This is a genomic window from Streptococcus suis, from assembly GCF_046032515.1.
Taxonomy (GTDB): domain Bacteria; phylum Bacillota; class Bacilli; order Lactobacillales; family Streptococcaceae; genus Streptococcus; species Streptococcus suis_AL.
Genome location: NZ_JARQPJ010000015.1, coordinates 1 through 19,744 on the forward strand (window position 1 = coordinate 1; position 19,744 = coordinate 19,744).

At 38.6% G+C, this 19,744-nt stretch carries 22 protein-coding genes and 1 other annotated feature; of the genes, 3 read left to right on the top strand and 19 right to left on the bottom strand.

Features of this window, described 5'->3' with window-relative positions; all coding sequences use genetic code 11:
* Positions 1 to 50: 50 nt before the first annotated feature.
* From P7J49_RS07590 to P7J49_RS07660, 15 genes are all read right to left on the bottom strand, one after another.
* Positions 51 to 1,592, bottom strand: coding sequence for a VirB4-like conjugal transfer ATPase, CD1110 family (locus tag P7J49_RS07590; protein ID WP_408570326.1), 1,542 nt, complete (start codon positions 1,590 to 1,592; stop codon positions 51 to 53).
* Complete coding sequence (locus P7J49_RS07595) at positions 1,549 to 1,917, bottom strand: PrgI family protein (RefSeq protein WP_408570327.1); 369 nt, start codon at positions 1,915 to 1,917, stop codon at positions 1,549 to 1,551. Before P7J49_RS07595 ends, P7J49_RS07590 begins: the two co-directional genes overlap by 44 nt.
* 12 nt (positions 1,918 to 1,929) lie before the next feature.
* Positions 1,930 to 2,793, bottom strand: a complete 864-nt coding sequence (locus tag P7J49_RS07600) for a VirB6/TrbL-like conjugal transfer protein, CD1112 family (RefSeq protein WP_024378688.1) — start codon at positions 2,791 to 2,793, stop codon at positions 1,930 to 1,932.
* An 8-nt stretch (positions 2,794 to 2,801) separates the two neighbouring features.
* Positions 2,802 to 3,017: a Maff2 family mobile element protein gene (locus P7J49_RS07605; protein WP_014637003.1), complete on the bottom strand. Its 216-nt coding sequence runs from the start codon at positions 3,015 to 3,017 to the stop codon at positions 2,802 to 2,804.
* Positions 3,017 to 3,325: a single-stranded DNA-binding protein gene (locus P7J49_RS07610; protein ID WP_024378687.1), complete on the bottom strand. Its 309-nt coding sequence runs from the start codon at positions 3,323 to 3,325 to the stop codon at positions 3,017 to 3,019. The genes P7J49_RS07605 and P7J49_RS07610 overlap by 1 nt, the downstream gene beginning before the upstream one ends.
* A gap of 72 nt (positions 3,326 to 3,397) precedes the next feature.
* Positions 3,398 to 5,167, bottom strand: coding sequence for a VirD4-like conjugal transfer protein, CD1115 family (locus P7J49_RS07615; protein ID WP_408570355.1), 1,770 nt, complete (start codon positions 5,165 to 5,167; stop codon positions 3,398 to 3,400).
* Between the two features lie 29 nt (positions 5,168 to 5,196).
* A complete protein-coding gene (locus P7J49_RS07620; protein ID WP_408570328.1) occupies positions 5,197 to 5,691 on the bottom strand; it encodes a PcfB family protein in 495 nt (164 codons plus the stop codon).
* Positions 5,684 to 7,849, bottom strand: coding sequence for a G5 domain-containing protein (locus P7J49_RS07625; RefSeq protein WP_408570329.1), 2,166 nt, complete (start codon positions 7,847 to 7,849; stop codon positions 5,684 to 5,686). Before P7J49_RS07625 ends, P7J49_RS07620 begins: the two co-directional genes overlap by 8 nt.
* 83 nt (positions 7,850 to 7,932) lie before the next feature.
* The gene (locus tag P7J49_RS07630) at positions 7,933 to 8,280 is read right to left on the bottom strand and encodes a YSIRK-type signal peptide-containing protein (protein ID WP_408570330.1); all 348 of its coding nucleotides are present in this window, start codon (positions 8,278 to 8,280) and stop codon (positions 7,933 to 7,935) included.
* On the bottom strand, positions 8,277 to 9,236 hold the full coding sequence (locus P7J49_RS07635) for a DUF6017 domain-containing protein (protein WP_408570331.1): 960 nt from the start codon (positions 9,234 to 9,236) through the stop codon (positions 8,277 to 8,279). Before P7J49_RS07635 ends, P7J49_RS07630 begins: the two co-directional genes overlap by 4 nt.
* A gap of 206 nt (positions 9,237 to 9,442) precedes the next feature.
* A complete protein-coding gene (gene rplL / locus P7J49_RS07640) occupies positions 9,443 to 9,808 on the bottom strand; it encodes a 50S ribosomal protein L7/L12 (protein WP_002936483.1) in 366 nt (121 codons plus the stop codon).
* A gap of 65 nt (positions 9,809 to 9,873) precedes the next feature.
* Positions 9,874 to 10,368: a 50S ribosomal protein L10 gene (gene rplJ / locus P7J49_RS07645; protein ID WP_002936486.1), complete on the bottom strand. Its 495-nt coding sequence runs from the start codon at positions 10,366 to 10,368 to the stop codon at positions 9,874 to 9,876.
* Between the two features lie 26 nt (positions 10,369 to 10,394).
* Positions 10,395 to 10,529, bottom strand: a sequence feature (ribosomal protein L10 leader region).
* Positions 10,530 to 10,976: 447 nt separating this feature from the next.
* Positions 10,977 to 13,070, bottom strand: coding sequence for a type I DNA topoisomerase (gene topA / locus P7J49_RS07650; RefSeq protein WP_408570332.1), 2,094 nt, complete (start codon positions 13,068 to 13,070; stop codon positions 10,977 to 10,979).
* Between the two features lie 92 nt (positions 13,071 to 13,162).
* Positions 13,163 to 14,005, bottom strand: coding sequence for a DNA-processing protein DprA (gene dprA, locus P7J49_RS07655; protein ID WP_408570333.1), 843 nt, complete (start codon positions 14,003 to 14,005; stop codon positions 13,163 to 13,165).
* A 144-nt stretch (positions 14,006 to 14,149) separates the two neighbouring features.
* Complete coding sequence (locus P7J49_RS07660) at positions 14,150 to 14,761, bottom strand: sugar O-acetyltransferase (protein ID WP_408570334.1); 612 nt, start codon at positions 14,759 to 14,761, stop codon at positions 14,150 to 14,152.
* A gap of 129 nt (positions 14,762 to 14,890) precedes the next feature.
* Here P7J49_RS07660 and P7J49_RS07665 point away from each other — a divergent pair, with 129 nt between their 5' ends.
* The 3 genes from P7J49_RS07665 (at position 14,891) to trhA (ending at position 16,490) form a co-directional block, all read left to right on the top strand.
* Positions 14,891 to 15,202 carry a rhodanese-like domain-containing protein gene (locus P7J49_RS07665; RefSeq protein ID WP_408570335.1) on the top strand — a complete coding sequence of 104 codons (312 nt, stop codon included), beginning with the start codon at positions 14,891 to 14,893 and terminating at the stop codon, positions 15,200 to 15,202.
* A 96-nt stretch (positions 15,203 to 15,298) separates the two neighbouring features.
* Entirely contained in the window at positions 15,299 to 15,850 is a 552-nt protein-coding gene (locus tag P7J49_RS07670; RefSeq protein WP_099810565.1) for a DUF1836 domain-containing protein, read from the top strand.
* A complete protein-coding gene (gene trhA, locus P7J49_RS07675) occupies positions 15,840 to 16,490 on the top strand; it encodes a PAQR family membrane homeostasis protein TrhA (RefSeq protein WP_408570336.1) in 651 nt (216 codons plus the stop codon). Before P7J49_RS07670 ends, trhA begins: the two co-directional genes overlap by 11 nt.
* Positions 16,491 to 16,524: 34 nt before the next feature.
* Here the strand turns inward: trhA and P7J49_RS07680 are convergent, their stop codons facing one another.
* The 4 genes from P7J49_RS07680 to P7J49_RS07695 form a co-directional block, all read right to left on the bottom strand.
* A complete protein-coding gene (locus tag P7J49_RS07680) occupies positions 16,525 to 17,535 on the bottom strand; it encodes a YdcF family protein (protein ID WP_408570337.1) in 1,011 nt (336 codons plus the stop codon).
* A 2-nt stretch (positions 17,536 to 17,537) separates the two neighbouring features.
* The gene (locus P7J49_RS07685; RefSeq protein WP_408570338.1) at positions 17,538 to 18,311 is read right to left on the bottom strand and encodes a ribonuclease HII; all 774 of its coding nucleotides are present in this window, start codon (positions 18,309 to 18,311) and stop codon (positions 17,538 to 17,540) included.
* Entirely contained in the window at positions 18,298 to 19,149 is an 852-nt protein-coding gene (ylqF, locus tag P7J49_RS07690; RefSeq protein WP_408570339.1) for a ribosome biogenesis GTPase YlqF, read from the bottom strand. The genes P7J49_RS07685 and ylqF overlap by 14 nt, the downstream gene beginning before the upstream one ends.
* Before the next feature lie 99 nt (positions 19,150 to 19,248).
* Entirely contained in the window at positions 19,249 to 19,737 is a 489-nt protein-coding gene (locus P7J49_RS07695; RefSeq protein ID WP_002936504.1) for a YkgJ family cysteine cluster protein, read from the bottom strand.
* Positions 19,738 to 19,744 lie beyond the last annotated feature (7 nt).

The window sequence follows — 19,744 nt, forward strand, 5'->3', positions numbered from 1 at the left end:
CAGGCTGTGGTAGGATTACCCCAAATGGATAGAGTAGCTAAACTAGCAATTTACAACACGACTTCTTGTCGCACCTCTCCCTCCGGATCACAGATAAGAATATCATCATCTGTTACAAGTATGGCATTGGAAATTTCACGCTTGGCTGAGAAAGATTTCCCAGAACCTGGTGTGCCTAAGATTAAGCCATTGGGGTTCTTTAGTTTCTTCCTATCTGCCATAATCAAGTTATGACTTATAGCATTTAATCCATAATAGATAGATGTACTTGAAGTCATAAAAAGCTCTTCAGTCGTAAAGGGTATGAAGACGGCCGTACTTGAAGTCGTTAATTGCCGCTTGATTTTGATACAATTCATACCTAACGGTAAAGCTGATATTAATCCTTGCTCCTGTTGGTAATCCAGACATTTCAGCATACAATTATGTCGGCTACAAATAGTTGCTAATTGAGAGACTGCATTATCCAGTTTTGATTTTGATAATCCTTGATTAAGGATGATAAACGATACAAGGAACATCTTCTCATCACGACTCTGCAAATCATTCAAGAGGTGTTTCAAATCAGTACCGTAGGTCATCAAATCGGAAGGGATAATATCTAAATCATAACCAGAACGGTAGGCTTTTTTCTGCTCTTCCATCGTCATCCGTTGCACATCAGTAAACTTTCGTTTAACTAACTTAATCGCTTCAACTTGATCTAGTGCTTGTATATGTAGCGATAGAACCATATTCTCCTCAAGAGAAAGTAATTCCGTTAAAAACCTATCCGATAATTCTGATGCTAAAATCTGCACATGATTGGTCTGACACAAAACATTATCCATAGAAAAATACTTCTTCTGAAAGTGAAATTTATCTGGCACAATCGAAGAACGACAATCACTATTGCCCAAATCCTCTGGCAATTCAGAAACTTGCTCTGTCGGATTCAAAATATGATGAAGTACAATCAATCGTTCAAAACCATTTAGGACAATAGAACGAATTCCCATCCCTTTCAAATGAGATTGTAGATCAATTTCCAACCTGGATAAAACAACCTTTGCTTGACGATAAGTATCTTCTTTTACGCCAAAAACAATATATTTTGTTTGCCTTAAGCCGTTATTCCCCTTCTCCAATTGATTTTGAAGCATAACTCTAAATTCGCAACGAATAGCCTCTAATCCATCATCTTTAGATGGGATTGTAATTGCATCTGCTAATTCATCCAATCTTCCAAGTTGGTTAGTAAAACAAAGTTGCAATCTGGTCGAGTTATCAAAACTGTTCAAGAATGCAGCAAACTGATTGAAAATGAAATCTCGTTGCTCTTCCAATGCTAATTGATAGTTAATATCTTCAAAGGCAATCATTTTTGTATAGTAGCCATCAGTTAATTGAAAAATTCCATTTTCATATACTTTTTCAATTGGTATTGTATCTTCAGCAGTCAAACATTTATCTCCTAATTCAAAAAATGATTTAATAGAACCAAGTAACGTGTTATTATCCTGTTTTAGAGGTTCCTTTTGAATCTTTTTTAATTGGGCTTCCTTTGCTTCAAGAAACTCTTGTGCCTGTTTTCTTTTTCTTTCTGGTCTCATGTACCTCCTCCTTGTGCATCTTTTTGTAGAGTGTTCTCTTATATCTCACACATGGCTGATAGTGTTGTTGTAAGAAAATATACTTAAGATAGATTTCACTAGTTAATCCATCCTTTTCATAAAACGTTAAGAATAAAAATGGGAAAGCCAGTAAAATAAAGACGAGCATAGCCAAATCATTACCGACACTTTCCCTAATAGACAAATAAACAGGCAGACTTACAAAGCCTGCCACCGAAAAACCAATTAGCTGACGCTTGGTTAAATTAAAAGCTATTTTTGTTTTTACCTTGGATAAATCCTTTGGAATTTGAACATATGCCATATTATCTCCTCTCTAATGGGCATTCATGATTGACCTTGCAAGGGAACCAGTTTTCAACATCATGAATCCAAGTAATACTGTATAACCTAAAATTGAAAAGACGGACATATGAATATCCGTCATTTTTACACCTCTTAGTAATACAGCATAAATTCCAAAACAGATGACCAGGAACAATCCTTGTAAAGCCAATGCGAACAGCCCACGAATGTAGTTATGTCCCATTTGACCCCAATCTCTATTGCCAAGTGTAGCAAATGGCAAAGCAGCAACTGAACTATAGGCATATATCTCAAACATCCTTCCATATGTGATAATGAGAATAATCAATGAAATTATTTGAATAGTTAGTTTTACTACTTGAAGTTCAAAGACTATTCCTACTAATTCCCCAATGTTCTTCTCTTTCAAACTGTCAACCATGGCAGTAATCTGCTCAGATGAAATAGATGTCTCACTATGAATGACTCCTGTTGCTTGTCCTATCATGTGTTGACCTACATCAAAGGCTGCCATCGCAAATTCAAAAGCATGGGAGACTAAATACACTGCAACCCACATCTTGATGACATATTTGAAAAATTCAAACGTATCAACTTCTGCCATATTGTTCTTCTGCATCACTACTTGAATTAACTCTAAACATAAAACAGCTGTAATAACCAATCCAGCGATTGGTAGTACGACACTATCATTAATGTGTTTGATAAAGGAAAACACTTCTCCATTGAACTGACTAGGCGATTGACCTACTTGGCCAGATACAAAATCTAATTGATGATTCAAGTCAGTAAACATACTTGTCAATGTCCCTTTTATCATATCCAAAAGGATTTCTTGAATCATTTCTTCTAGTTTTCCAAAAATATCAAACATAGCTCCTCCTACTGGATTAAGTTAGCAAGAAGCGGGATTAGTTTTAAACCAATTAACACAATACCTCCACCAGCCATTAGTTGCTTAATACCTTGTGACTTTGCTCCAGGGTTATCGTTACCATAACCTTCCATGAGGTTGATAACACCCCAGGCACCTAAACCACCACCAATAGCAATTACCAACGTTTTTAAGACATCAACGCCTTGTGTAAAAAAATCCATTACTCTTCCTCCATTTGTTCTGTTTCAATTTTATTCATTGATTTTACGATAAAATTCTTGTAGACTTTATCACCTTTTCGATTTTCCTTGAAGTAACCAAATACATGGATGAGGTCACCTTTTTCAAATTCTTTCGCAATTTCTACCTTGTCGCCATAGGCAGAACAATTAGTGTATTCCTTGCCCTTTCCGTATTTTTTTACTAGTGAGAAATTTACAACTGGGACGATACCCTCCTCAGTTTCAAAGCTAGAAAAAACGACATCTTTGACAAGATGAGCATTAATATTAATCATTTCATGTTCCATAATTTTCCTCTTTCTATGATTTCTAAATACATAAAACATATTGGCGGTTCCCTAATCCTCATCACATACCTCCTACAACTGAATAATTTTAGTATTCTCAGACAGTTTGGCTTGGCCTCTATTCTTGAGATAGGCCTCAATATCAAACTTGTTTCTCTTATCAAAATCCTCTAAAAGTTTGTAATGCTTATGCTTAGTAATATCATACTTATCAGAATAAAATGGCCGTGTCCCACGAATCTCCAGGATACATTTTCCTCCATCCATCACTTTTAACTCATCTCTGGACATTAACTCCTTTCCGAGTTTCTGGTAATTAAGACCAAATGATTTCTGATTGGATCTGGTTTCACTTGTATTGTAGAGTTCAATAGTTTCTTTACCTAAGTTTTCAGCCAATTCTTTTAGCGTAGTACCTTCTTTTCCTCCAAGAAATAACTCGGTATCACAGTTTCCAATAATTGTGTCAGCATTATCCTTATATATGGCTTTCAATTGAGATTTCGCTTGAAGGATGATTGCCGCAGAAATTTCACGAGAGCGAATTGTAGCAATTAACTTTTCAAATCTCGGAATTAAACCAATGTTTGCAAATTCGTCCAGCAGACAGCGAACATGGACTGGTAGTCGACCACCATAAACATCGTCAGCTTTATCGCAAAGTAAATTAAATAACTGAGAATACATGATGGACACAACAAAGTTAAAGGTGTCATCTGTATCAGAAATGATGACAAATAGGGCAGTTTTTCTATCTCCCAGAGTATCCAATTCCAACTCATCATCGCTCATAAGTTCTCTCAACTCTTGAATATCAAACGGTGCCAATCTAGCTCCACAGGATATGAGAATAGATTTGGCAGTTTTACCCGCCGCTAGTTTATACTTTTTGTATTGCTTGACCGCAAAGTGATGTGGTTTTCTTCTTTCCAAGGCCAGAAATAAATAATCAATGGCATTCTTGAAATTTTCATCATCTTCACGAACTTCACTAGCATCAATCATGGCCAATAAGGTATTAAAGTTTTGTTCTTCTTTTGGACTTTCATAGTAGATATAACCAATCAAGGCTGTATAGTAGAGTTTCTCGGCTTTGACCCAAAAATCTTCTCCCGCTTTTTCTCCCTCTCCCTTGGTGTTGGCTATAATAGTTTGAACTAGTTTAAGAATATCCTTCTCACTTTTTAGATAAGAGAAAGGATTATATTTCATTGACTTTTTGAAGTTAATAGTATTCAGTATTTTTATCTGATAGCCATTTTTTTCTAACATTTTGCCACATTCAAGAACGATTGTTCCTTTTGGATCTGTGACACAGTAACTAGAATGCATTTGCATTAGATTCGGCTTCACAAAAAATCTTGTCTTTCCACTACCAGACCCTCCGACAACCAAGATATTTTTATTCCGAGCAAACTTTGGATTCGACGGTCGAGAATTCATGGTTAATTTCTCACTATCTGTCAGAAGAATATTATTCTCGAATACTGGATCTTCATATGGCTGAATATCTTTCCTATCACCCCATCTGGCAGACCCATATTCCACTCCATTCCTAAACTTTTTTGCATTCTTTTTTCTAAAATAAAGTACTATTCCAACAACAACTGACAAGGTTAAGCCAATTATTATTTCATCAAGGCTAGGAAAGAATATCCACCGCATCGTTTCAATTTCTAGGATTGCTTGAAATAACCTATCAAGGAAATCCCCATCAGAAAAGTTATTGACATGATGTCCTAGACAGGTACCGAGATACGAAAAAAGGAGATAGGGTAATAAACTCTTTGCGAGTAATCTCCTATCTCCGAATGGGAAAACATTAAGTATATCTTGTTTGATTTGTTTTAATACTTCAATCCTACCACCTCCTATAAGGATTGTTCCTGATGTTTTTGTTTGATTTTTGGTTTTATGATATGTTGGCCAAGTGATTTTTGATATTGTTGTATTTTCTTAAGAGTTGACTGCTTAATTTTTGTTTTTCTCTCTGCACGTTCAACTGCCTGCTTAAAAGAATGTTCTAAGACAGCCGTATCTTTAGCCTGAAAAAATACCTCAAACTGTTTATTCTCCTTATTCCTCAATACCGAGAATCGAACTCCATGCTTATTTAGTTCCTTTTTCAATTCAAGAAGTTCAGGCTGTTTCATAGGCAAATTTTCTAACGTTCCCTTTCCAACTAAATCTTTTAAGGGAACTTCCCCTTGTAAACTTTTTTGAGATATGTATTGTTTGACTGATAATTTTTTTGATTCAGCTTCTTTAGTAACTAGCTTTAAAGCTGCAATTATCATTTTGGCGGAACTTTTTGCTAACCTTAGATTTAGTGTTACAAGACGATTGCCAACCTCCTCGTTAATCATTTGATTTCCGTCCCTTCCAAATAATCATCCCCAATGAAGTAAATAAGCAAAAAATACTACTGATGATAATCAACAGAGGACTTACAAGTGATTCTCCAGTTTCTGGCAATTTTGAACCATGTGTGTTATTTGTGGTGTTACTATCCAATTTTGTTGTAGTTTTACTTTTATTTTCATCAGTTTGACTAGAACCTTTCTGATTAATTTCTGAACTATTTTTAGTTTCTTTCTCGATTGGTTTTTCTATATCACTCTGCGGATTATTTGGTATTTTTGGTACTTTAGGAAGATTAGCATCTGATGATGGAATATCTATCTTAGTCTGACTGTCTGTATTATCTTTATTTGGAGAAGGGGACTCTTTCTGTAATGTTTTTGTTCCTACTAGGATAACTTGATTCTGTGGCTCTTCAATCGTAATTTCTTCTACGATAGATTCGCCATCTTGTATCCCACGTACATAATTTGTTGTCACAATAATTTTCTTCTGTCCATTTTTCCCAACTTTGATTATCTTCTCAACACCTTCTTCAAGGCTATCATCATACTCTTTCACAACAGTAAAAGGAATTTCATTCAAATTCTCAACTTTAGAAGTGGTATTTATAGGCTTTGTACCAACCTTGACCAATTCATCAACTCCTTCACGTTGTATAAATGACTGAACATTGATTGGCTCTCCGATTTTTTCACCCTTACTAGTTTTATATGTTGTTACCACCTCTACGATTCCAGGGACTCCTTCTCTAATAACGACACGTTCGTCCTCAAATAAAGAATTATCTTCTTCAATAATCATTCCAAATGGAATCTTCTCGCTTGATTTTTCTATTATCTCACCTTCAATTTGCTTGGTCCCAATTTTTACGACCTTATCAATTTTTGGCTTAATTTCCTTAGCTTCTGATTTGAAAGGGGCGAGTTCTTTTGTACCTTTAATTGTCCGGTAATAATCGTAAAAAGTAAACTCACCGTTTTGACCCTCGACTATTGTTACAATTTCACCTTCGTTTAGATTTGGATCTACCTCCTCGATGATATTATATGGTGTAATCTCAGTTCTTGTAATAATTTCCTCACCTTCAATCGCTTTTGTGCCATAGTGAATTATTTCATCACTTGGGGCAGTCTTAGAAATAACACTTGAGCTTAAAAGCTTATCCGTTCTGATACCTTTTTTTGTTTCAAAAATATCTTGAATAGTCTTTGTGCCTCTTATTCCTTTTCTAACGATAACTTCATCTCCAACATACATATCAGGATTTTCTTGTCGAATAACACGGTAATCTATCTCTTCTACTCTTTCTAATGTTTCCTGACCTGAATTCTCATTAACAATGATTTGAATTGGATTACTGTCCTCCAGAACAATACTTGTAGGAGGTATTGAAACAAATGTATATCCATCAGGTGGTGTAATCTCTAATGTGACTTCTTCTCCTTTGTTACCAGTAACAGATGGCCCATCACTTACCTTTACACCGTCCTCAGTAACAAATTCAATCATTTTAGAAATAGACTCAGGAATTGAGGGTTCTTCCGCTATCTTTTCTACAACTTCGATGTAATTGTTATTTGAGGCATACAAATCAAAACCATGTATATTATTTCCATCACCAATTGACATAACTGCAAGTCGTGTTTTTAATGGATTAATAGTCGAGTTTTTCCAAAAATTTAATCGTCCAGTTGTCTGATATGTTTTACCATTTACGTCAAATTCGATTTCTGAGTTTACTTTTGTTTCAGTTACTTTCAACTGATGAACTTCATCTTCAGTTAGTTCCCTTAATTGTTTCATTGGTTTTCCAGTTTGTGGATCCATTGAAAATTCACCATTTGATACTAGATAAAAATGTTGTTTAGCAGTTTTCAGTCCATTCAATCGACCGTTAATAATATTCGTAGAAAGTTCTTGATCACCCACTTGTACTTTTAAGTATCCTGAATTTGATTTATGATAGGCAGATGCCATATCACGGTACTCAGGTGTTTGAAAGAATCCAGTTACTAACTGACCACTAATATCCCTTACGTTATCTGCTTCAGTTAATTCAAAGTATCCATGGTGGGAAGTACGAGTTGAAAGAAATGCGTATGCAGTATATGATAGATTACCGTAAATATTATAAATATCCTTACCTAGGTAGCGATTCATCTGATACTCTACCATACCGTAGTCAAGCAAAGGTACTTCTCTGCCATCTATAACAGCAGTTAGATGACCAATCTTATCACGCTTTAAATCAGATAATGTCTTTGGGGCTGCCCATTGACAAATAATTTGTAAGGATAAGTTTCTGGAATACGGATAGCATGATAATTCTCCGAAAGACTAGAATGTGCTCCTTTAGAAACTTCAAAACTCGTATTTGAATAATCGATAATGAATTGATTCCCAGCTAAAGTCCCCCATTCTTTACTACTCCCAGCTATATCATTTCGATGAGATGCTACTTCATTAGCATGAACTGTGAATAAATTATTAGGACTAAGAATAATAGAATTTAAGCTAATAAAACCAATGGAAAGTGAAACCAATCCAATAGTTAATTTACGTATGCAAAATTTATTTATTTTTGAAATCATAAAATACTTCCTCCAAAATCTTGTTTTACTTGGTTTGAATAATAAGCACCTATTGTTTGAGGTGCGTTAAATGCTGTTGTTAGAATATAGGCTCTGATATTACGAATGTTTGTATCTACCTTTGACAAACACTCACAGATATAGTCAATATGGTGCATATTTAATTGTCTAAAACGTTCTTTTACAAAATCTATCGGCAATCTCATTTGATTGATAGAGATTGTGCCTTCATTTTGGTAAAACACATCAGCAATGATAGGTAGCACCTCATCCCATTCACATAATTTCTCAACACAACCTGATTCTTTCAATAAGTCATACTGAACTTGTTTTTTTAATTTTTCTAGCTCATCCTCCTCCTCGATAGATTGATTGATATAAAATGAAGTATTATCTGTTGTATTATTTGAAGTATTATTTGGTAATGGTTGGCTCATATTGACACTTTGCATTGGTTCAGTTTGAACCAATCCTTCAGTTCTTTCTGAATTATTGCATTGGATCAATTTGAACTTTTCCATTGGGTCAATTTGACCCAATGCATTGTTTTCACCATTCTCATGTGCTTTTTCTAAAGCTTTGCTCGCCACGATATTTCTCTTTTGATTTACCTCCTCTTGTAATGTGAAAATTTTGTCGTAGTTTAATGAATACCATTTTGTTTTATCCCTTGGGTCTTTATTGTAATTACCCGTAAATAAATAGCCTGCTTTTTCTAATTTTGAAAAGGTTCGTTTAACAGTTTCATAACTTAGGTAAGAAAAATCGGACTCATGCCAAGCCCGAATAGAATTATAAGTCCAATATTTACCATCATGGAAATTTTTCCCGTTCTGTTTGTTTATTTCTAGCCAAAAGTTAATTTGTTGAAGAACGATAGCCTCGTTCAATCCAATTTCTCTGGCTAAGACAGGATTTGCGACTATAGGTCGCTCATCAAACAATAGTGCGTTCATACACACCTCCTACATCATTCTTCAAAAAGAAAAGCAACCAGAATATTCTGATTGCTCGATAATCTAAATTATAATAAAACCCCACCACGTTTAATCGTGGTGGGGTTTGTGGTGGGGAATCAAATGATTCCAAACCAATTTAAATCACCATAAAGGCTGTAAAAGCCTTATTACTTGGTTTCTCACTCCAAATATACTCTAATATATTATTTAAGAGTAACTGAAGCGCCTGCTTCTTCCAATTTAGCTTTGATTTCTTCAGCTTCTGCAGTTGCAACGCCTTCTTTAACCATAGCTGGTGCACCGTCAACAAGCTCTTTAGCTTCTTTAAGACCAAGACCAGTGATTTCACGTACAACTTTGATAACGCCAACTTTTTTGTCGCCAGCAGATGTCAATTCAACATCGAATGAATCTTTAGCTTCTTCAGCAGCACCACCAGCTGCAGCAACAGCTACAGGAGCAGCCGCAGTTACACCAAATTCTTCTTCGATAGCTTTAACAAGGTCGTTAAGCTCAAGGATAGTAGCTTCTTTAATTTCAGCAATAATGTTTTCAATGTTCAATGCCATTGTGATTTTCCTCCAATTTAGGTTTTTAAATAGTTTGTAGCACTAAGCAGCTACGCTCTGACGCATTAAGCTGCGTCTTCTTTTTCTGCAACAGCTTTGACAGCGTATGCAACGTTGCGAACTGGCGCTTGAAGTACAGAAAGCAACATAGAAAGCATGCCTTCGCGGTTTGGCAATGTAGCAAGTGCTTCGATTTCTTCTTTAGAAGAAACTTTACCTTCTACAGCTCCACCTTTGATTTCAAGAGCATCAGCAGTTTTCGCGAAATCGTAAATTGTTTTAGCTGGAGCAACTGCATCGTTTGAGAATGCAACTGCAGATGGACCTACAAACAATTCTGCAAGACCTTCAAGACCAGCTTGCTCAGCAGCACGACGCAAGATTGAGTTTTTGATAACTTTGTACTCAACTTCTGCACCACGCAAGTTACGACGAAGAACTGTATCTTGTTCTACTGTCAAACCACGAGCGTCTACAACAACGATAGATGTTGCAGCTTTCATTTGCTCAGCAACAGCATTTACTAATTCCGCTTTTTTAGCGATAATAGCTTCACTCATTTTTTTACCTCCGTTTTTATTTTGGGCTAGGCACAAAAAAATCGCACCTAAACCTAGACACGAAAGTACAAATACGTTTATCTCAATAATCGTTTTGTGCCTCGGTAGGATGTTTACGAGTCTAGCTCCCCTACTGTCTTAGGTCAGTTTTTTCAAACCTCAATTATCATAACACAGTATTTTCAATAATGCAAGACTTTTCTCCTATTTTTTTAATATTTTTTAATATTTTTTAATATTTTTTTCATTTTTTTCAATTTTTTTCAAGCAGCAGTGCCGTTTAGTTAGTTTTAGTTGTAGAGGTCAGACTTGGAATGTGAAACACGAATTGCTGTGATTTGCTTCGCAAATCTTATCTCCAACCTTTTTACCTCGATTTTTTCATTTCTAAGCTCAGGCTGAAACAGTTCACTGAACAGTTTCACTCCACTGGCCTGTTAAAACCAATCAACCACTGCACTGAGAATTGACTTTGAATTTTTTGACCAGCCTCGTTTAAAGTTGAAAATAAGGAAACGAAGTTTCCTCGCTTGTCGAAGTAAGCTAAGATAAACTAAACATGACTATAAAAAAACAACTGCCATTCCCTTGAGAATAGCAGTTTAATCTTATTTAATTTTGTCTTCTTCGTAGTCGCCATTTGGGCAGACAACTTGTTTGCCATCACCACGAACTTTCTTCTCAACGAGATAGTGGTCACATTTTGGACAGGAACGTCCGACGGGCTTGTCCCAAGATGTAAATTCACACTCTGGGTAGCGATCGCAACCATAGAATAGACGATTGCGTTTGCTCTTGCGTTCAATCACCTGACCTTTTTGGCAAACCGGACAAGTCACACCGATTTCCTTGGTGATTTGTTTGGTATTGCGGCAGTCTGGGAAGTTGCTACAAGCGTAGAATTTTCCAAAACGACCTAACTTGATGACCATTTCATGACCACAAACATCACAATCAAAACCAGCTGGCTCATCCTTAATTTGGATTTTCTCCATCTGGTCTTCAGCCTTAGATAGCTCAACCTTGAACGGTTGGTAGAAACCATCGATGACCTTCTGCCACTGCTCTTTCCCGATTTCTACATCATCCAATTTTTGCTCCATATCGGCTGTAAATTTGACATTGACAATATCTGGGAAGAATTCGACAATGAGTTTATTGACAATCTCACCCAACTCTGTCGGTTCAAATCGCTTAGCAGCAAGCTTAACATAGTACCGTTTTTGAATGGTTTCAATGGTTGGTGCATAGGTTGACGGACGACCAACACCGTTTTCTTCTAAGGTCTTGATTAAAGTTGCTTCTGAATAGCGAGCAGGCGGTTGAGTAAAATGCTGTTCAGGATTTGTTGTTGTTCTAACAACTGTATCTCCTTGCTCCATGTCCGGCAACATCTTATTCTTATCAGAATCATTATAGACTGCCATGTAACCATCGAATTTTACTTGACTACCGTTGGCAGAGAAAATGACACCATTTTGCCCTAGGCGAACACTCATGGTATCAAAGACTGCCGCTGCCATCTGGCTAGCTACAAATCGGTTCCAAATCAAGGTATAAAGACGAAGTTGGTCCTTATCCAAATACTTGGCAATAGACTCTGGTGTCAAATGAACATTTGACGGACGAATGGCCTCGTGGGCATCCTGGGCTCCTGTCGCATTTTTGACCTTGCTACCATGTTTTGAATAGGTTTCGCCAAAACGCTCCGTGATAAATTCTGCTGCCTGAGCCTGTGCAACAGGGCTGATACGGGTTGAATCCGTACGCATATAGGTAATCAAACCTTGAGTACCGCCTGTTCCAAGACTAACCCCTTCATAGAGCTGTTGGGCAACCATCATGGTTTTACGGGTACGGAAATTGATTTTATTGGCCGCATCCATCTGCATGGTCGAGGTTGTATATGGAAGAGGAGCATTGCGCTTGCGCTCCTTACGTTCCACCTGCTCTACCAAGAAATCGTCACCGTTTAATCGGGCCAAAATTTCCTTGACTTGCTCATTGGTTTCAACCTTGACTTTTTTACCATCTAAGCCATAAAAGCTAGCTTGGAATTTCTTGCTTCCTTTTTTAAAAGTTGCATCAATTGTCCAATATTCTTCTGGTTTGAAATTGTTGATTTCATTTTCACGGTCAATAATCAACTTGAGGGCTACGGATTGTACTCGCCCTGCCGACAAGCCCTTTTTGACTTTTTTCCATAGAATTGGCGAAATGGAATACCCTACAATACGGTCCAAGACACGACGAGCTTGTTGGGCATCGACCAAGTCATGATTGATGGCACGTGGCTCCTTAAAGGCATTTTTCACAGCATCTTTTGTAATTTCATTGAAAACAACACGGTTTTTGTCATTTTCATCTAGTCCCAAAATATGTGCCAAATGCCATGAAATTGCTTCACCTTCGCGGTCCGGGTCACTCGCCAGAAAGACTTGTTTGGCATTTTTAGCCTCTTTCTTCAAAGAATTGATAAGTGGTCCTTTACCTCGAATGTTGATGTATTCTGGTGCGTAGTTGTTGTCAAAGTCGATGGACATGCTTGATTTTTTCAAATCACGAATGTGGCCAACTGAGGCAACAACCTTATAATTTTTACCAAGATACTTCTCAATCGTTTTGGCCTTGGCAGGCGATTCCACAATGACAAGATTCTTCTTGGTTGCTGTTTTTTTCTTAGTAACTGATTTCGTAGCCATTCTTATACCTTACAATTATTTTTAACCTCACAAAGAATATACTATTTTTTAATCAGTGTCAAGATTTTTATTTTCCTATAGGAAAACTTATTTTATAATTGATAGTCCGAAAGGATATCCAAGCCCGATGTAATGCACTTTGCCCCCTCTTGAATCAAATGATGACAGCCATCTGATTTTCCATCTAAAATAGAACCCGGAATGGCATAAACTTCTCTTCCTTCTTCCAAGGCACGTTCGCAAGTAATCAAGCTACCAGACCGCAATTTTGCCTCGCAAACCACTAACCCTTCTACCAAACCAGCAATGATCCGATTCCGTTCAGGGAAATGGTATTTGAGTGGCTGGGCACCCGGTTCATACTCTGTCAGTACCAGATGGTGTTTGCCAATGTAGGTCTGCAAGTCCTTGTTTTCTTTGGGATAGACCTTATCCAAACCTGATCCAATTACAGCAATGGTTCGGCCTCCATTTTTCAAACTGGCGATGTGTGCTGCAGTGTCGATTCCTCTCGCTAAACCACTAACAATGACAAAGCGATTGTTGAGTTCTTTGATAATCTTCTGAACTGACTGAACTCCATTTTTACTGGCATTTCGAGTTCCAACAACTGCCAGCTTTGATTTTTCCAGCAATTCTAAATCCCCTTGATAAAACAAAAGTACAGGTGGATTGTAAATCTGTTTCAGTGCCAAAGGATAGATGTCATCCAAGATTGAAAAGGAAGGATACTTGTTAAATTCCTCGCGACAGGCTTTTGTATCTAGATTCTTATAATTTTCCATAAATAGCACTGGATTTTTGCATTCAGACACTACAACAACATTGCGTAAAGTCAATTTTTTACCATGTTTTTCTTGATAGGCCAAAACTTTATTAATGTTAAGATTGGTCAAGCCTGCTTTTTTCCATTTAAACAATTCAAAATTATTCATTTTCTTCACCTCACTATTATTATTCGCAAAGGAAAGAAAAAATGGGAGTGGGAAAGAACTCGACCCCAAAAAGAGTTCGTCTTCCCACCCCCGCACAGTTGATTAGGTCAGATTTGGAGTGTGAGACACGAACAAATCTGCCAATCAACCACTGCGCTGAGATGTTGACAAGAACTCTGAGAAGTGACGCTGTCCCCTTAATTTTTGAGGTATTTCTTTTATCACACGCGCAGGATTACCCGCTAAAACAACATTATCACCAAAAGATTTGGTCACAACTGCTCCTGCTCCAACAACCACATTATCGCCCAAGGTCACACCTGGTAAGATAATGGCACCGCCACCAGCCCAGAAGTTATCTCCAATGGTAATTGGAGCCCCGTACTCCAAACCAGAATTACGTTCTTCAGGGTCCAAGGGATGCAAGGGTGTCAACAATTGCACATTGGGACCGAGCATGGCATTTTTCCCAATTCGTATCGGACAGACATCAAGCATAGTACAGTTAAAATTAGCATAGAAATCCTCTCCGACATGAATGTTACTTCCGTAATCGCAGTAGAAATTTGGCTCCATGTAAATCCGCTCACCTGTAGCTCCAAACCAATTTTTCAATTGCTCCGAACGGGCTTGACCATCTAATTCTTCGTTAAATTTTTTCATCTGTTGGCGGGCAAAGGTTCGCATCTCTCTCAATTCAGCATCTGCCGCCATATAACATTGCCCAGCTATCATCTTTTCTTTTTCTGTAGGCATATATTTACTCCTTTTTTTATTCTTACTACTAATCATAGGATTTCTCATTCTAAAAGTCAATCCTTCTTGACAAGTCCAGCTAAGATTTGGTATTGTTCTTATTAATTTAAACCAACGAAAGAGGGAATCATGCAAGAAAAACATGAACAAACTATAACTTTGACTACTGCAGAATTGCTTGGGTTGATACAAACTGAATCGGTGCAATTACTAGATGTTCGTGACCCAGAAGAATATTCAGCTGGTCATATTGATGGTGCTATTAATTGTCCCATGGATCGGATTGCCACATTTGATGGACCAGTCGACCAACACTATCTCCTCATCTGTAAGAGCGGAAAACGTAGCAAGCAGGCCAGAGAAATCCTGTCATCTAAAGGATTTAAGGCAAATGATATTGCAGGCGGCATGGATGCTTGGGACGGATTGATTGTGAAATAAGGGTATTTCGGAAAGGAAACACCCTTTTTCTTTACTTTATTTTTTAAAAATTATATAATCTAGTTATGGATACTAGATAAAAGAAAGTAGATAATCATGAAACAAACTATTCCCTACTGGCATGAATTACCTGATTTAGATTTATATTTGGACCAAGTTCTGCTGTATGTTAATCAAGTAGTCAATTCTCAGGAAAGCCTTGAACAGAAGAGTTTATACTCAATGAAAATCAACAGTAGCCTAGGAAACGAAGCCGATGATAGAACTGGGGTTCATCAAGGCAAGTTGACAACTGATAATGTTGATTTTCGAAGAGTATTAACGGCTGCCATGATAAACAACTATGTCAAGCACAAGCAGCTCGAAAAACCTGTTAAGAAAAAATACCAAAAACAGCAAGTTGCCCGCTTGATTGCCTTGACTATCTTAAAAAATGTCTTTTCCATTCAAGAAATCAGTCAGACCTTACATCTTCTTCTTCAATATAGCAATTCAGAAACCTTATACAATCATTTTGTTGACTGCATGCGAAACGAGGAAAATGAAGAAACGCCTGACATCATTCGCTACGCTTGTCAATCCGTCAAACTCTACTACAAAACCCGTCAACTCACTATGGAGTTAGAAAGGAGTCACCATGAATCCTAGTTTAAAATTGAGCCTGCAACTATCCTTTGGAGAGGAGGTTGCTAACAGTGTCACACATGCAGTTGGGGCCTTGCTTATGCTGATTTTACTCCCTATTACTGCTATTCATTCCTATCAAGATTATAACGTGACAGCGGTGGTCGGCATGTCTATCTTTGTTATCAGTCTTTTCCTCATGTTTCTGTCATCCTCTATCTACCACTCCATGCCCTATGCTTCTACTCACAAATACATCCTGAGGATTATCGACCATAGCATGATTTACATTGCCATTGCCGGAAGTTACACACCCGTCGCCCTATCCTTAGTCGGTGGTTGGCTGGGCTATCTGATTGTAGGTTTGCAATGGGGATTGACCATCTTCGGTATTCTCTATAAAATTTTCGCTAAGAAAATCAACGAAAAATTCAGCCTCTTCCTCTATCTTTTCATGGGATGGTTAGTTGTCTTTATCCTGCCTGCTATTCTGCAAAAAACTGGGATAACATTCGGCATTCTCATGCTGGCTGGTGGCTTATCTTACACCGTCGGCGCCCTCTTTTATGCCAAGAAAAAGCCTTATTTCCACATGATTTGGCATCTCTTTATTCTACTGGCTTCCGCACTACAATATATGGCCATTGTCTATTTTATGCTATAAGAAAACAGCTTCTAGATTGTTCTAGAGGCTGTTTTTAATGCATTAAACTAACTATCATACCAAGCAAGTAAAGGACTGACACGATGCCCAAAAATACCAAATGCGCCTTTCGGCTCATGACAACATAGCCTACAAATTCCCGAATGAAGGCATTGAGGCTAAAGTAAAATTTGGTTTTTGCGCCGTAGCCGATACATTTGATTTTCAATTGTCGTGCCAATAGCAGAGCTCTAAAAACATGATAGTAATTGGTTACAAGTGCAAATCGACTGCCTGATTTCATCAAGGCATAGGAGTATTTCAAATTTTCTTCTGTGTTGGTTGATTGGTTTTCGATGAGAATGTCTTCAGCAGGCACACCTTTCTCCAAGGCATAATTTGCCATAGCTTGACCTTCTGCTACGAGTTCATCAGGACCCTGTCCGCCTGACATGATGAGCTTACTGCCAGGATGTTTCTGGTAGATCGCTATGCCTTTTTCAATCCGCGAAGCCAAAAGTGGCGTCACCTGGTCACCAATCAGACCTGCTCCTAAGACCACTACATAATCAAGCTTGCCTGGGAAAAGATTGACCAAGTTGACAAAGCTAGACGTGGTATAGAGCATGCTGATGATAATGGCATAGGACACTAAAAATCCAACATAGACAAATACCATGTTTAACAAACTAATACCAGACAGGGATTGAACCACAAAGGGAGCGATGAAGAGATAGAAAGTCAGGGCGACTGCCAGTCCCATGGATAGGAAATTATGGAAGCGAACCCCTTCTCTCTTCAAAATCTGAAAACCATTTAGATAAAGTGTGAAAAGCAAGACAAATGGACCACTTAACAAGGCTAAAAAGAGCACCATAGCCACTGCTATAGCCAGCAAGCGCAAGATTTCATTGTTTTCGAGAATGCCTGTTGAGATAATCCATGCTAAGGCCCAGACGAGGATGTTCAAAGCAAACAGTGAGATAAAAATCGACCGCCGCTCCCAGAAATAGACGAGAGCAAACAGGCCGATAGCCGCTAAAAATAACCAGAAAAAGACTGTCAAGACTAGTTTCCCCCTGCTACCATAAACTTAATGGGCTCAAAGGTCTTACGGTGAATAGGCGTGATGCCTAACTTGTTCAAGCCTTCTAAGTGTTCTGCTGTTCCGTAACCTGCATTCTTGGCAAAACCATAGCCAGAAAACTCCTTGTCATAGTCCGCCATCATCTTGTCCCGCGTCACCTTGGCAACGATTGAAGCCGCTGCGATAGACAGGCTATTGGCATCTCCCTTGATGATGGAAGTTTGCGGTATGGGCGTATCCAACTTCATAGCGTCTATCAAAAGGTGTTCAGGCTCTTGGCTCAACTGCCCCAAAGCTTCCAACATGGCTAACTTGGTTGCCTCGTAGATATTGACCTGGTCAATGACAGCTGCATCTTTTATTCCCACACCGACTGCCACCGCTCGCTCCATAACCTCTTGGTAGATAGCTTCATGCTTGGACTTGGGGATTTTCTTGGAGTCGTTGAGGTAGCGGATTTTACAACCCTTGGGCAAGATCACTGCTGCTGCCACCACCGGACCTGCTAGAGGCCCTCGGCCGACTTCGTCGATACCAGCGATGAACTCCACCCCATTGTCATAAAGGTCTTTTTCGTAAAATAGCATAGCTTCTAAGCGAGCGTCTTCTGCTACTACTTTTTCCAACTCCTTACGGCGTTTCTTGATGGCAGCCTGGACCCCTGCTCGCTCATCCTGAGATAGTTGGTCCCAGACTGGACTGTCCAGACTGTCCACCTGAGCCAGCAGAGCTGCCACTTCCTTAATCGTTGCCATCTAAGTCACTCACCCTGTCTAATGTATAAGTACCCAAGCGACCGTCCCGAACATCCTTGACAAAGAGGTTATAAAAACGGTCATAATCATCACGAAAGCCCAATTTCTTGGTCCAGTCCATGATGAGTTCAGGCGTTTCCTGCTCCAAATCCATGCCCTTGAATCGATCTTGTAGACGTTCTGGGTAGTTGGCCTTGAAATAGTCCAGACCGAAAATAGTCACTTCGTCCATGGGCAAGAGCTGATCCTTAATGGCACCAGTCAGAGCCAACTTGAGACCAACTTCCTGGTCCTCAAATTTAGGCCAGAGAATACCTGGTGTATCAAGGATTTCAAGATCCTTGTTAGACTTGAGCCACTGTTGACCCTTGGTCACACCTGGTTTGTTGCCGACAACGGCAATTTTCTTTCCAGCCAGACGGTTCATGAGGGTGGATTTGCCTGCGTTTGGAATGCCGATAATCATAGTCCGCAAGGTTTCTTTTTGAATACCTCTCTCGCGGAGGCGTTCAATCTTGTCTTTCATCAGACTCTTGGCTGCGTCGGTCACCTTTTTCACCGTCGCTTGTTCCTTTGAGTTGATGGCAAGGGTACGAATGCCCTGACCTTCAAAGTAGCTCTGCCATTCTTTCGTACGGACAGGGTCTGCCAAATCAACCTTATTTAAAATCATAAGCTTGGGCTTGTCGCCGACAATCTTGGTCAGCATAGGATTTTGGCTAGATAGGGGCAGGCGGGCATCGACCAAAATGGTCACGAAATCAACGTGCTTGATGTTCTCCTGCACCTGCCTGCGAGCTTTTGACATGTGGCCCGGAAACCATTGAATAATTGCCATGGGGTCCTCCTAAATATGATTCATTGAAAAAAGCCGTAAAAACGGCTTGTTTTTTTATTATTATAGCAGAAAATCAATATTTTGTCTTACTTGTTCCTCTTAAATTCTCTCCCGTAACTTTTCGACAAAGAGATAGGCTGCGGGACAAATCAGAGTATTTTTTATTGTTAAATTATTGATTTGATAAATCTTCTTGCGGTCAGTATGCGGAAATTCTCGACAGGCTTTGGGACGAGCATCATAGATACTACATAGATTATCGCCTCCAAGGAAGGGACAGGGCATGGATTGAAATACCTTATCTCCGTCCTCATCCACACGCAAATACATATCCTCAAAAACTGGAAGTTTCATGCGTAAATGCTTGGCAATTCGGGTAATATCTGCTTCTGTAAAGAGTGGTCCCAATGTTTTACAACAGTTGGCACACTCTGTACAGTCGATTTCAGAAAATACTTCGGCATGAATATCTTGAACAATTCTATCCAAATTTTTAGGTGCTTTTTTCTTCAAATTTGCTAGAAATTTTCGATGTTCTCCTTGCTTCTGCTGGGCCAATTGCTTGTATCTTTCAATGTCGACGGTCATAAACTCT